This is a genomic window from Variovorax sp. CAN15, assembly GCF_030462475.1.
In the GTDB taxonomy this organism is placed as follows: domain Bacteria; phylum Pseudomonadota; class Gammaproteobacteria; order Burkholderiales; family Burkholderiaceae_C; genus Variovorax.
Genome location: NZ_JASMRZ010000001.1, coordinates 287,105 through 300,608, shown reverse-complemented (window position 1 = coordinate 300,608; position 13,504 = coordinate 287,105). Strand labels below are relative to the sequence as shown.

At 69.4% G+C, this 13,504-nt stretch carries 12 protein-coding genes; 3 read left to right on the top strand and 9 right to left on the bottom strand.

Features of this window, described 5'->3' with window-relative positions; translation table 11 throughout:
- Positions 1–104: 104 nt before the first annotated feature.
- Complete coding sequence (locus tag QMO14_RS01305) at positions 105–1,034, bottom strand: LysR family transcriptional regulator (protein ID WP_301503798.1); 930 nt, start codon at positions 1,032–1,034, stop codon at positions 105–107.
- A 121-nt stretch (positions 1,035–1,155) separates the two neighbouring features.
- Here QMO14_RS01305 and QMO14_RS01300 point away from each other — a divergent pair, with 121 nt between their 5' ends.
- Positions 1,156–2,673 carry a CoA-acylating methylmalonate-semialdehyde dehydrogenase gene (locus QMO14_RS01300; RefSeq protein WP_301503797.1) on the top strand — a complete coding sequence of 506 codons (1,518 nt, stop codon included), beginning with the start codon at positions 1,156–1,158 and terminating at the stop codon, positions 2,671–2,673.
- A 169-nt stretch (positions 2,674–2,842) separates the two neighbouring features.
- A complete protein-coding gene (locus QMO14_RS01295) occupies positions 2,843–4,471 on the top strand; it encodes a GMC family oxidoreductase (protein WP_301503796.1) in 1,629 nt (542 codons plus the stop codon).
- 12 nt (positions 4,472–4,483) lie between these two features.
- Here the strand turns inward: QMO14_RS01295 and tetR are convergent, their stop codons facing one another.
- Positions 4,484–5,155: a tetracycline resistance transcriptional repressor TetR gene (gene tetR / locus QMO14_RS01290; RefSeq protein WP_301503795.1), complete on the bottom strand. Its 672-nt coding sequence runs from the start codon at positions 5,153–5,155 to the stop codon at positions 4,484–4,486.
- A gap of 85 nt (positions 5,156–5,240) precedes the next feature.
- On the opposite strand from tetR, the gene tet reads away from it, so the two are divergent.
- Positions 5,241–6,461 (top strand): Tet(A)/Tet(B)/Tet(C) family tetracycline efflux MFS transporter, encoded by a 1,221-nt coding sequence (tet, locus tag QMO14_RS01285; protein ID WP_301503794.1) that lies wholly within the window; start codon positions 5,241–5,243, stop codon positions 6,459–6,461.
- 124 nt (positions 6,462–6,585) lie between these two features.
- On the opposite strand, the gene QMO14_RS01280 is transcribed toward tet, so the two are convergent.
- The 7 genes from QMO14_RS01280 to QMO14_RS01250 form a co-directional block, all read right to left on the bottom strand.
- Positions 6,586–7,635: an ABC transporter substrate-binding protein gene (locus QMO14_RS01280; protein ID WP_301503793.1), complete on the bottom strand. Its 1,050-nt coding sequence runs from the start codon at positions 7,633–7,635 to the stop codon at positions 6,586–6,588.
- A 21-nt stretch (positions 7,636–7,656) separates the two neighbouring features.
- The gene (locus QMO14_RS01275) at positions 7,657–8,826 is read right to left on the bottom strand and encodes an FAD-binding oxidoreductase (protein WP_301503792.1); all 1,170 of its coding nucleotides are present in this window, start codon (positions 8,824–8,826) and stop codon (positions 7,657–7,659) included.
- Complete coding sequence (locus QMO14_RS01270; protein WP_301503791.1) at positions 8,823–10,250, bottom strand: NAD(P)/FAD-dependent oxidoreductase; 1,428 nt, start codon at positions 10,248–10,250, stop codon at positions 8,823–8,825. Before QMO14_RS01270 ends, QMO14_RS01275 begins: the two co-directional genes overlap by 4 nt.
- On the bottom strand, positions 10,247–10,552 hold the full coding sequence (locus QMO14_RS01265) for a (2Fe-2S)-binding protein (protein WP_301503790.1): 306 nt from the start codon (positions 10,550–10,552) through the stop codon (positions 10,247–10,249). Before QMO14_RS01265 ends, QMO14_RS01270 begins: the two co-directional genes overlap by 4 nt.
- Positions 10,553–11,347 carry an ABC transporter permease gene (locus QMO14_RS01260; protein ID WP_301503789.1) on the bottom strand — a complete coding sequence of 265 codons (795 nt, stop codon included), beginning with the start codon at positions 11,345–11,347 and terminating at the stop codon, positions 10,553–10,555.
- Between the two features lie 88 nt (positions 11,348–11,435).
- Positions 11,436–12,296, bottom strand: coding sequence for an ABC transporter permease (locus QMO14_RS01255; RefSeq protein ID WP_301503788.1), 861 nt, complete (start codon positions 12,294–12,296; stop codon positions 11,436–11,438).
- Positions 12,293–13,366, bottom strand: coding sequence for an ABC transporter ATP-binding protein (locus tag QMO14_RS01250; protein ID WP_301503787.1), 1,074 nt, complete (start codon positions 13,364–13,366; stop codon positions 12,293–12,295). Before QMO14_RS01250 ends, QMO14_RS01255 begins: the two co-directional genes overlap by 4 nt.
- Positions 13,367–13,504: the final 138 nt, after the last annotated feature.

The following is a 13,504-nucleotide window of genomic DNA, read 5'->3' as shown; positions in this document are numbered from 1 at the left end:
AAAACCCGGTTCAAGTGCGCGCATCGTAACCGCGTGCATCCGCTGTCGAGGCGGGCCAGACCCTTCGTTTGCGTAGGGCACCGCGCCGTTTCTTCAGGTTTTGTTCAGGGCGCGAAGCCATCGGACAGGGCCGCGCGCAGCCACCCCACGAAAGCCGTCACCGCCTGCGGCACGTGCGTGGCGTAGGGCCGTATCGCATACAGGCGCTCGCCGAAGGCGCCCACCGAGCGCCATTGCGGCAGCACCTGCTGCAGCTTGCCCGACTGCAGCGCCGCCTGCGCGCTGAAATCGGGCACCAGCGCGATGCCCAGCCCGCTGAGCGCCGCGTCGCGCAGCGCCTCGCTGTTGTTGGCGACCAGCGGCCCCGAGACCGGCACCGTGATGCGCGGCGCCGATGCCTTCGCCTCGAAGTGCCAGGTCGGCGTTTCCTGCGCGCGCGGGTAGTGCAGGCAGTCGTGGCCCGCCAGCGCCTGCGGCTCGCGCGGCGTGCCGCGGCGGCGCAGGTAGGCGCGGCTGGCCACCAGCACCGAGCGGGTTTCGCACAGCGTCCAGGCCACGTGCGTGTCGGGCGGCGCGGCCGTGTGGCGGATCGCGAGGTCGAAGCCTTCCATCGCCAGCGAGCTGAGGCGGTCCGACAGGTCGAGTTCGATGCGCACCTCGGGCTGCGCGCGCAGGAAGTCGGCCAGCCGGGGCACCAGCTGCTGGCGCGCGAAGGCCACCGGCGCCGTGACCCGCACCAACCCGCGCGGCACGCCCGCGAGGTCGCGCACGCCGGCGAAGCTGTGGGCGATCTGCTCGAAGGGGCCGCGCATGTCCTCCACCAGCCGCTGGCCTGCCTCGGTGAGCCGCACGCTGCGCGTGGTGCGCTGCACCAATGGCGCGCCGGCCGCGCGCTCGAGCTCGGCGATGCGCTGGCTCATGGCCGCCTTGCTCACGCCCAGGCGCAGCGCGGCGGCGGTGAAGCTGCCCTGCTGCGCCAGCACCGTGAGCCAGTGCAGGTGCGTCCAGAGCGACTCGATATTTTGGGGTTTCATGCCTGCATTGTTCGCCAACGTGAACAATAAGTTCAAGCTTCGCGACTAGGCGGGGAACAACGCGCTGCCTAAACTGGCCGCACTCTTCCTCCGGATTCAGCCTCTTTCAGGGTTCTCCCCCATGTCCACTTCCGCTACTTCCATCGACCACTTCATCGCCGGCAAGCCCGCCGCCAACACCTCCGGCCGCACGCAGGACGTGACCAACCCCGCCACCGGCGCCGTCACCGGCAAGGTCGGCCTGGCCAATGCGGACCAGGTCTCGGCCGCCGTTGCAGCCGCTCAGGCCGCCTTTCCGGCCTGGGCCGACACGCCGCCGATCCGCCGCGCGCGCGTGATGTTCAAGTTCCTGCAGTTGCTCAACGAGCACAAGGACGAGCTGGCCCACATGATCACCGCCGAGCACGGCAAGGTCTTCACCGACGCGCAGGGCGAAGTCAGCCGCGGCATCGACATCGTCGAGTTCGCCTGCGGCATTCCTCAGCTGCTCAAGGGCGACTTCACCGACCAGGTGAGCACCGGCATCGACAACTGGACGCTGCGCCAGCCCCTGGGCGTGGTCGCCGGCATCACGCCCTTCAACTTCCCGGTGATGGTGCCGATGTGGATGTTCCCGGTGGCCATCGCCGCGGGCAACACCTTCATCCTCAAGCCCAGCCCGACCGACCCGACGCCCTCGCTGCGCATCGCCGAGTTGCTGAAGGAAGCCGGCCTGCCCGACGGCGTGTTCAACGTCGTGCAGGGCGACAAGGCCGCGGTCGACGCGCTGCTGGAGCACCCCGACGTCAAGGCCATCAGCTTCGTCGGCTCCACGCCCATCGCCAACTACATCTACGAGACCGGCGCACGCCACGGCAAGCGCGTGCAGGCCCTGGGCGGCGCGAAGAACCACATGGTGGTGCTGCCCGACGCCGACATCGACCAGACGGTCGACGCGCTGATCGGCGCGGGCTACGGCTCGGCCGGCGAGCGCTGCATGGCCATCAGCGTGGCGGTGCTGGTGGGCGACGTGGCCGACAAGATCATCCCCAAGCTCATCGAGCGCACCAAGACGCTGCAGGTGTTGAACGGCGAGAACCTCGCGGCCGAGATGGGCCCGATCGTCACCCGTGCCGCGCACGAGCGCATCACCGGCTACATCGACCTGGGCGAGAAGGAAGGCGCGAAGCTGCTGGTGGACGGCCGCAAGTTCGATGGCAACAAGGCGGGCGAAGGCTGCGGCGACGGCTTCTGGATGGGCGGCACGCTGTTCGACCACGTCACGCCCGAGATGCGCATCTACAAGGAAGAGATCTTCGGCCCGGTGCTCAGTTGCGTGCGCGTGGCCAACTTCAAGGACGCGATCGACCTGGTCAACGCGCACGAGTTCGGCAACGGCGTGAGCTGCTTCACGCGCGACGGCAACGTGGCGCGCGAATTCAGCCGCCGCATCCAGGTGGGCATGGTCGGCATCAACGTGCCGATCCCGGTGCCCATGGCCTGGCACGGCTTCGGCGGCTGGAAGCGTTCGCTCTTCGGCGACATGCACGCCTACGGCGAAGAGGGCGTGCGCTTCTACACGAAGCAGAAGTCGGTGATGCAGCGCTGGCCCGAGAGCATCGGCAAGGGCGCCGAGTTCGTCATGCCGACGGCAAAGTAAGCTCACCCCCGACTCTCGCGCACTTCGTGTCGCTCGCATCCCCCCTTCAGGGGGCGCTCCCGGCGGCCCGGCGGAGCCGGTTCCGCGGGAGCACTGGTACTGACGGATAACTGCCAACGGCGCGGTGGGCGCCGTTGGCAAACAAGAACGAGCAGAAGGAGACAACCAATTGAGCGAGACCACCTTCGACTACATCGTCATCGGCGCCGGCACGGCGGGCTCGCTCATGGCGAACCGCCTGAGCGCCGACAAGAGCAGGCGCGTGCTGCTCATCGAGGCGGGCCGCAAGGACGACTACCACTGGATCCACATTCCGGTCGGCTACCTGTACTGCATCGGCAATCCGCGCACCGACTGGCTCTACAGCACCGAGCCCGACGCGGGCCTCAACGGCCGGGTGCTGCGCTATCCGCGCGGCAAGACGCTGGGCGGCTGCTCCAGTATCAACGGCATGATCTACATGCGCGGCCAGTCGCGCGACTACGAGCACTGGGCCGACCTCACCGGCGACGACGGCTGGCGCTGGCAGAACGTGCTGCCGGCCTTCAGGAAGCACGAGGACCACTACCTGGGCGCCGACGAGATGCACGGCGCGGGCGGCGAGTGGCGCGTCGAGAAGCAGCGGCTGCGCTGGGACATCCTCGACGCCTTTGCCGAAGCGGCGGTGCAGGCCGGCGTGCCGCACTCCAGCGACTTCAACCGCGGCAACAACGAGGGCGTGGGCTACTTCCAGGTCAACCAGAAGAACGGCTGGCGCTGGAACACCGCCAAGGCCTTCCTGCGCCCGACCTGCTACGGCAGGCCCAACTTCGAGCTCTGGACCGGTGCGCAGGTCTCGCGCCTGCTCTTCGAGACGCAGGCCGACGGCACGCGCCGCTGCACCGGCGCCGAGGTGTGGAACGGCACCGAGAAGGTCACCACGCGCGCCACGCGCGAGGTGGTGCTGAGCGCCGGCGCCATCGGCTCGCCGCAGATCCTGCAGCTCTCGGGCGTGGGCCCGGCCGAACTGCTGCGGCAGCACGGCGTCGACGTGGTGCTCGACGCGCCCGGCGTCGGCGCCAACCTGCAGGACCACCTGCAGATCCGCGCGGTCTACAAGATCTCGGGCGCGCCCACGCTCAACGTGATGGCTTCGTCGATGATCGGCAAGGCGAAGATCGGCCTCGAATACGTGCTCAAGCGCAGCGGCCCGATGAGCATGGCGCCCTCGCAGCTCGGCGCCTTCACGCGCAGCTCGCCCGATCGCGAATGGCCCAACCTGCAGTACCACGTGCAGCCGCTGTCGCTGGACGCCTTCGGCGATCCGCTGCACAGCTTTCCGGCCTTCACCGCGAGCGTGTGCAACCTCAACCCGACGAGCAGGGGCTCGGTGCGCATCCGCAGCAACCGCTTCGAGGACGCTCCGGCCATCGCGCCCAACTACCTGAGCACCGACGAGGACCGCAAGGTGGCCGCCGAGTCGCTGCGCGTCACGCGCCGCATCGCCGAGCAGCCGGCGCTCGCCAGGTACAAGCCCGAGGAATGGAAGCCCGGCGTGCAGTACCAGACCGACGAGGACCTGGCTCGCCTGGCCGGCGACATCGCCACCACCATCTTCCATCCGGTGGGCACCACCAGGATGGGCGCCGACAACGACCCGGCGGCGGTGCTCGATTCGCGCCTGCGCGTGCGCGGCGTGCAGGGCCTGCGCGTGGTGGATGCGGGCGCGATGCCCACCATCACCAGCGGCAACACCAACAGCCCGACGCTCATGATGGCCGAGAAGGCCGCGGGCTGGATCGTCGAGGACAACCGCTGAGCGGAGCGCGTTTCAGCGGCGCGGCGCGGGCGGCTTGTCCGCCATCGCACGGCGGCGTGCGGCCGGCGCATTGCCCGCCATGCGCGCCTTCGCGCCCTCCAGCATGAGATCGACGCCGATCTCGAACAGCGCGTCGGGCCCGGCCCGGCGGTAGTTGGCGAAAGCCTCGGCCAGCAGCGGGCGCGAGGCCGCTGCGGCGTCGAGCGCCTGCTGCTGCTCGGCCGCGTCGGGCGGCGTCGCCTGCTGTTCCAGCACGCAGCCCACGGTGTAGCGGCCCAGCGCGATCAGCAGCGTCATCGCCTGCGGCGCCGGCAGGCCCAGGCGGACCACCGAAGCGAGTTGCTCCTCGACCATGTCGAGGTCGGCCGGATCGGGCTCGGAGCCCGCGTGCAGCCGCGCGCCGTCGCGACGCGCCAGCAGCGCGCGTCGGAAGCTGCGCGCGTTCTCGCGCAGGAAGGCATCCCAGGTCTCGCCGGGCTCAGGCAACTTGCGCTCGTGGACGCGGCGCAGGATCTCGCCGTTCATCGCGTCGAGCAGGGCGCGCTTGTTCCTGAAGTGCCAGTACAGCGCGGGCTGCTGCACGCCCAGCCGCTCGGCCAGCAGCCGTGTGCTGAGCTTGTCCATTCCAACCTCGTCGAGCAGCGCGAGGGCTGTCTCGAGGATCACTTCGCGGTCCAGTTTCATTCTTCCGATGTGCGTGCTTGCGTGCAGATGCCGACCGGGGAGGGTACTTCACAGCCCAGAATTTATCGCTGATAATTCCTTATCAATGATAAATTCAAACGCCCTTCCAACTCCGCTCGCGAGCGGCAGCCGCCATGCGCATGCCGTGATCCTCGCGATCGTCACGCTCGACGCGATCGGCATCAGCCTGGTCATGCCGATCGTGCCCAGCCTGCTGCGCGAGGTCGGCCATACCGGCGACCTCGGCTGGCGCTTCGGCGCTTTCCTCTCGCTCTACGCGCTGATGCAGTTCCTCTGTGCGCCGGTGCTCGGTGCGCTCAGCGACCGCTTCGGCCGCCGCCCGGTGCTGCTGGTCTCGGTGGCTGGCGCCGCCATCGACGCGCTCTTCATGGCCTTCGCGCCTTCGCTGTGGATGCTCTTCGTCGGCCGCGCGATCGCCGGCATGACGGGCGCGAACATGGCGGTGGCCTCCGCCGCCATCGCCGACCTCACGCCCGAGAGCCAGCGCGCACGCTGGTTCGGCCGCATGGGCGCCTGCTTCGGCATCGGCTTCATCGCGGGGCCGGCGCTCGGCGGCGTGCTCGGCGACCACGGCGTGCGGCTGCCCTTCATCGCCGCCGCGGTGCTCAACGGCCTGACCTTTCTCGCGGCCCTGCTGCTGCTGCGCGAGTCACGCCCGGCGAAGCTCGCCACGCAGCCGTTCGACCGTGGCGTGCTGCATCCGCTCGCGCCGCTGCGCTGGGCGAAGAGCTTTCCCGCGCTGCTGCCCATCCTCGGCGTGTTCACGGTGCTGATGCTGGTGGGCGAGGTCGCCGGCACCACCTGGGTGCTCTACGGCGAGGACAAGTTCTCGTGGAACGGCACCATGGTCGGCGTTTCGCTCGCGGTCTTCGGCCTGATCCAGGCGCTGATGCAGGGCTTCGTGGCGGGCCCGCTGGTCGAACGCTGGGGCGAGCGCGCGGCCATCGCCATCGGCACCGCGGCCGACTGCACTGCCTATGCGCTGATGGCCTTCGCCACGCAGGGCTGGATGGCGCTCGCGCTGCTGCCGCTGTTGTGCACGGGCGGCATCGGCGCGCCCGCGCTGCAGTCGATGCTCTCGGCGCGCGTGGGCGAGGCCGGGCAGGGCCGGCTGCAGGGCGTGCTCGCGAGCCTCTCGAGTCTGGCCTCGGTGTTCGGGCCGCTGCTCATCAGCCAGCTCTACTTCGCCTTCCGCCTGCGCTTTACGGGCATCGCGTGGCTGGTGGGCGCCGCGGTCTACCTGCTGTGCATGCCGGTGCTGCTGCGCAAGACTCCCAAGCCATAGCTTCGGTTTGACTTCGGTCTGACGCCAGAAACACCGAGGAACCGGCTTTGCCGGGCCTCAGGTGTTGCCCCCGGTAGGGGGAAGGCGCGCGCGACACGAAGTGCGCGCAGCCTGGGGGCGAGCTTTATTTCTCGATAGTTTTGTTCCAGCGCGCGTTCCACGCCGGGCGGTTCGCGTTGATGCTTTCCCAGTCGATGGTCACGGCGGTCTTCATCCACTTGTTGATGTCCGCCACCTGGGCTACGCCGTCGCCAACCACCGGCGCCTTCGGGTTGGTGGGAATCTGCGCGCCGTACTGCAGCACGTTGGCCTGCGCCAGCGGGCTCAGCAGGAACTCGGCGAGCTTCTGCGACAGCTCGGGCTCGCTGTTGTTGGCGATCACGCACTGGCCCACCATGAGCACCACCGCGCCTTCCTTGGGCGGCGCGTATTCCACCGGAATGCCCTTGCTCTTCATCGCGGCCACGGCCGTGGGCGTGAGCGGGAAGATCGCGGCCTCGCCGGTCTGCACCATCTCGGAGAGCTTGGCCGAACTGGGGATGTACTCCAGCACGTTCGGCCCGATGGTGGTGGGCCAGGCCTTGAAGCCGGGCTCCACGTTCTTGTCGTTGCCGCCCTGGATGCGGTTGAACATCAGGAAGCCGTGCAGCCCGAAGGAAGACGACGACACCGACTGGAACACCACCTTGCCCTTGTACTTCGCATCGGCCAGGTCCATCCACGACGTGGGCGGTGCCCAGCCCTTCTCCTTGAACATCTTCGCGTTGTAGGCCAGGCCCGTCATGCCCAGGCTCACGCCGCTGGCCATGTCGTCCTTGAAGCGCGCGGCCGGGTAGATCTCGCTGAGCGACTGGCTGGGCTTCTGCTTCTCGCACAGGCCCATGCCGATGGCGCGCACCATCACGCCGTCGTCGAGGAACATGACGTGCATCTGCGGCTTGTCCTTGTTGGCCTGCGCCTTGGCGAGGATGTCGGAGGAGGTGCCCGGCACCACCACCACCTTCGCGCCGTAGGCCTTCTCGAAGGCCGGGAACACGTACTGCGTGTACGCCTTCTCCATGGTGCCGCCGTTCATGCCGATGTAGAGGGTCTTGGTCTGCGCGCCGGCGATGCCGGCGGCCGCGAGCAGCGCGGCCAGGAGCGGAAGGGTTCTGATCGATGACTTCGGGGACATGGCGATGCTCTCCATTCAGGTTCAGGTGGGGGAAACGGGGGAAACGGTGAGGGACTCTTGCGCTTGCGTTTTTTCTTCGTCGAAGCGCCCGATGGCGAAGGCGTCGATGGGCGTTTCGGTACGCCCGTCGCGCGCGAGGTCGGCCAGCACTTCGCCGGCGGCCGGGCCGATCTGGAAGCCGGCGCCCGCGAAGCCGAAGCCGTGGAACAGGCCGGGCGTGGTGAGGCTGGGCCCGAGCACCGGTTCGCGGTCGGGCAGGTAGCCCTCGGTGCCGCCCCAGGTGCGGATGATGTGCGCGTGGCGCAGCACCGGCAGCAGCTCCACCGCCTGAACCGCGAGCGCGGCGATGCCGTCGCGCTCGGCGCGCGAGCGTTCGGCATCCAGCGTGATGCCCGAGCCGCCGCCCAGCACGAGGTTGCCGCGCGCCACCTGCCGGCAGTAGATGCCGCCGCCTTCCACGCCCAGGCTCCACTTCATGAAGTGCGGCACCGGCTCGGTCACGGCCATCAGCGGGCTGCGCGCGTACATCGGCGGCGTCTCGCCGAACTGGCTGGCGATGGCGCCGGCCCACGCGCCCGCGCAGTTCAGCAGCACCGGCGCCTGCACTTCCAGCGCATTGCCGCTGCGCACCATGAACGTGGCGCCGTCGTGCGCCACCTCGTCGACCTTGTGCCGCTCGAATACCTGCGCGCCCGCGCGCCGTGCCGCCAGCGCGAAGGCCGGCGACACCAGGCGCGGATTGGCCTGCCCGTCTTCCGCGCACAGCGAGCCGCCCACCGCGCGCGTGCCCAGCCAGGGGCACTGCTCGCGAAGCCGCGCGCTGGAGATCAGCTCCAGGCCCAGGTCGAAGTCGCTGCTCAGTGCGCGGTAGCGCTCCAGCGAGGCCATGTCCGATTCGCTGCGCGCGATCTTGAAATGGCCCGAGCGGATGTATTCGCCGTCCGTGCCCAGCAGTTCGGCCAGCCCGCCCCAGATGCGGTGCGCGCGCTGCGCCAGCGGCAGCTGGCTCACCGGGCGTCCCTGGCGGCGCACGCCGCCGTAGTTCACGCCGCTGGAACGCGAGCCGCAGAGGTCGCGCTCCAGCAGCACCACGCCAAGGCCCATGCGGCGCAGGGCCAGCGCGGCCGAGGAGCCGACGATGCCGCCGCCGACGATGGCGACGTCGGTGCGAAGCTTTCTGATCGAACTCATGGCGCGCCGCTCCCTTCCGCCGGTGCGGCAGGCACCAGCCGCAGCGGAATCGGCTTGATCGGCGCCTGCCCGCGCAGCCGGCCCACCTGCTGCAGCGGCTGCCGCGTCGCATGCGCAAGGATCTCGGCGGCCGCCGCGCCGCACATGCGGCCCTGGCAGCGGCCCATGCCGACACGCGACAGCGCCTTCAGGCGGTTCATCTCGTCGGCGCCGGTGTTGGCGATGGTCTGGCGCAGCGTGCCGGCGGTGACGTTCTCGCAGCGGCAGATGACAAGGTCGACGCTCGCGTTCTCCGCCCAGTCCTGCGGAACGGGAAAGGCGCGCTCGAGGCCGCGGCGAAAGCCGGCGAGCCTGTCGAGCTTGCGTTCAAGCCCGGATGCGCGCGCCGTGTCGATGGCGATGCCGGCGTCCTGCAGCAGCGCCAGCGCCGCGCGCTCGCCCGCCCACTCGGCCGCGTCCGCACCCATGATGCCGGCGCCGTCGCCCGCGAGGTACACGCCCTGCACGCTGGAGCGCCCCGCCGCGTCGCGCACCGGCAGGTGCGCGCGGTGCAGCGGCGCGTAGTCGAAGCGGCAGCCGAGCAGGTCGGCCAGCTGTGTCTCGGAGCGCAGCGCGTAGCCGAAGCCGACTGCGTCGCAGTCCAGCGTGCGCTCCTTGTCTCCGTCATGCCAGGCCACGCCGGTGACGCGGCCCTGCGCCTCGTCGCCGAGCACGCGCAGCGGACGCACGCCGCCATGCAGCGCAACGCCGTGCGCGCGCAGCCAGCCCATGTAGTACATGCCCTTGGCGAGCACGACGGGCTGCGCCAGCATCGCGGGCGCGGCGGCGATCTGGTCGGCCAGGCGCGCCGTGTCGAGCACCGCCGCCACGTCCACGCCGGCCTTCGCATATTGATAGGCCACCAGGTACAGCAGCGGCCCGGTGCCCATGAACACCACGCGCCGCCCGATGGCGCAGCCCTGGTACTTGAGCGCCACCTGCGCGCCGCCCAGCGTGTAGACGCCGGGCAGCGTCCAGCCCGGCAGCGGCAGCACGCGGTCGGTGGCGCCCGTCGCGACGATCAGGTGGCTGTAGGGCACACGGCGGTTGCCGCGCGTGGGGTTGTGCATCACGTCCAGCACCTGGTCCTGCGCGTTCCAGGCGAGGCTGTCGGAGTGATGCTCGATGCGGCCCCGCAGTGCGTCGAAGGCCGTGTGCACCGCGTCGGCGCGCTTCGATTCGAAGCCGTAGAGCGTCCGCTTGTCGCGAGCGGCCAGGGTGGGAGGAGGGCGGCGGTAGATCTGGCCGCCGGCGCGCGAGGCCTCGTCGATCACCACCGGCTTCAGGCCGTGCGCCACCAGCGTCTGCGCGGCGCGCACGCCGGCCGGGCCCGCGCCGACGATCACCGGGCGGACTTCGCTCGTTGCTGTCGGTGTTGCGGTCATGCGCCGTCCCTTCCGGTGACCAGCGCCATGCCCGGCGCGATGAAGGTCGAGCAGGCGCGAAAGCGCTCGCCCTCGTCGGTGGAGATCCAGCAGTCCTGGCAGGCGCCCATCATGCAGAAGCCCGCGCGCGGCAGGCCGCTGAACTCGTTGCGGCGCAGCTGGCCGCATTGCGTGAGCACGGCGGTCAGCACGGTGTCGCCGGCCAGGGCGCTCGCGGGTTCGCCGTCGAGGGTGAAAGGCACGCTCTCGCGGCCGGCCGTCTCGGCCACCCGGTGCAGCAATGCGGGAGTCTTCATGGTCATCTATCTGCGTCCCACCAGCACGCGGTCGAGTCCGTAGACGCGGTCGAGCACCACCATCGCGAAGGCCGTCACCGCCACCATCAGCGCCGACACGGCGGCCATCAGCGGGTCGATGGACTCCGTCGCATACATGTACATGCGCACCGGCAGCGTCACCGTGCTCGGCGAGGTGACGAAGATGGACATCGTCACTTCGTCGAAGCTGTTGATGAAGGACAGCATCCAGCCGCCGGTGACGCCCGGCAGGATCATCGGCAGCGTGATGCGCCGGAACACCGTGGCCTGGCTCGCGCCCAGCGAGAGCGCGGCCTGCTCGGCGCTGCGGTCGAAGCCCACCAGCGCCGCCACCACCAGCCGCAGCGTGTAGGGCGTGACGATGAGCGCGTGCGCCAGCACCAGCCAGGCGAAGCTGCCCGCGCCGCCCACCAGCGAGAACAGGCGAAGCAGCGCCACGCCCAGCACCAGGTGCGGCACGATCAGCGGCGAGAGGAACAGGCCGTTGAGGAAGTCGCGCCCCGGAAACTCGTAGCGCGTGATCGCCATGCCGGCCGGCACCGCGAGCAGCGTCGCGATGGTGGCCGAGCTCAGCGCGAGCCACAGGCTGTTCCAGAACGACTGCATGAAGTCGGGGTGCGCGAACACCGCCTCGAACCAGCGCAGCGAGAAATGCGTGGTCGGGATGGTCAGCGTGTTCTCGGGCGTGAACGCCACGATGCACACCACCGCCAGCGGCGCCAGCATGAAGACGATGACCAGCGCGTTGAACGCGAGGGCGATGGGGCCGTTTCTGCTCATGGCGCCTCCTGCCGGGCCGCCCCAAGGGAGGCGCGCGCCCCCTCGGGGGGCAGCGAATACACGAAGTGATGGAGCGTGGGGGCCATGTTCACCCCAGCGCTTTCTTGTAGCGGCCTTCTACCAGCCGGTTGTAGCTGAGCATCACCGCGAGGTTGGCCACCAGCAGCACCAGCGCCACCGCAGCGCCCAGCGGCCAGTTGAGCTCGCTCAGGTATTCGTCGTAGACGATGGTCGCGACCATCTTCAGCCGGCGTCCGCCCAGCAGACCCGGAATGGCGAAGGAGCTCGCCGCCAGCCCGAACACGATCAGGCTGCCCGAGAGAATGCCCGGCATCACCTGCGGCAGCACGATGCGCCGCAGCGTGGTGAAGGGCGTGGCGTTGAGCGACAGGGCGGCGTTCTCCACGCCCGGGTCCAGCTTCTGCAGCGATGTCCACACCGGGATCACCATGAAGGGCAGCATCACGTGCACCAGCGCGATGACCACGGCAGCGCTGGTGTAGAGGATCTTCACCGGCCCGATGCCCACGAGTTGCAGCAGCGCGTTCACCGCGCCCTCGGGGCCCAGCAGCATGCTCCAGCCGAAGGCCCGCACCACCACCGACACCAGCAGCGGCGCCAGCACCACCAGCAGCAGCACCGAGCGCCACGGGTTGCGCATTCGGCTCAGCACATAGGCCTCGGGCGCGCCGACGAGCACGCAGATCAGCGTGACCAGCGCCGAGACCCAGAAGGTGCGCCAGAAGATGCCGAGGTAGTACGAATCGGAGAACACCAGCGCGTAGTGCGCGAGCGTGAATTCGCCCGACTTGGGGCCGGTGGCCGGGTCGTACACGTTGAACGACAGCACGGCGGTGAGCCCGAGCGGCACCACCAGAAGAACCGTGAACAGCAGCAGCGCCGGGCCGGAGAGCCACCATGGCGTGGCCTTGCTCTTCGAGCTGCTCATGCCGCGACAGCCTTTTCATCGGCCGGCAGCAGCCGCATGCAGTGCGCCGGCCAGTCGATACCGGTGCGGCTGCCTTCCGCGAGCGCCTCGCGCCCGTCGTTGGGGCTCAGCACCATGAGATCGCCGACCGGAGTCGCCACGCGGTAGAGCCACTGGCTGCCCAGGAAGAAACGCTCCTGCACCTCGCCGTCGATGCGGCCGCTGCCCGGCGGCACCAGCTGCAGCTTCTCGGGCCGCACGCTCAGCAGCGCGCCCGCGTTCACGTCGAAGCCGGTGTCGTCCACGTCGAGCGAGAGCGCGCCGACTTCGACACAGGTGCGCCCCGGGCCGCTGCCCGACACGCGGCAGTCCAGCAGGTTGGCCTTGCCCACGAAGGTGGAGATGAAGCGCGTGCCGGGATGCTCGTACACGCGCTGCGGATGGTCGATCTGCGTGGCACGGCCGGCTTCCATCACCACCACGCGGTCGCTGATCGACATGGCCTCGCTCTGGTCGTGCGTGACCATCACCGTGGTAGTGCCGACCTTGCGCTGGATCTGGCGCAGCTCGAACTGCATCTCCTCGCGCAGCTTGGCGTCGAGGTTGGACAAGGGTTCGTCCAGCAGCAGCACCGGCGGCTCGATGACGAGTGCGCGCGCCAGCGCCACGCGCTGCCGCTGGCCGCCCGAGAGCTCGCGCGGGTAGCGCCCCGCGTGCGCTTCGAGATGCACCAGCGCCAGCGCCTGCTTCACCCGTTCGGTGCGCTCGCCCTTCGGCATCTTGCGCATCTCCAGGCCGAAGCTCACGTTGTCGGCCACCGTCATGTGCGGGAAGAGGGCGTAGGTCTGGAACACGATGCCCAGCCCGCGCGTGTTGGCCTTGGCGTGCGTGATGTCCTTGCCCGCGAGTTCGATGCGGCCGCTGCTCACCGCCTCGAAGCCCGCGATCATCTGGAGGGTGGTCGTCTTGCCGCAGCCCGAAGGACCGAGCAGCGAGACGAACTCGCCCTTTTCCACCGAGAGATTCATGTCCGACACCGCGCGGGTGGCGCCATAGAACTTGGTCACGTCGGTGAGCCGCAGGAATGACATGGAACGGGCCTTTCTGAGGGGCGAAGGAAATGGCTTCGGGCACCTTGCTTCGGCTTGGTGCAGGCCATGGACAGCTTGCTGCTTTCAATTCACTCTATTGCAACGATTGCGCCAGATCGCCTCGGGTATTCCATTAAT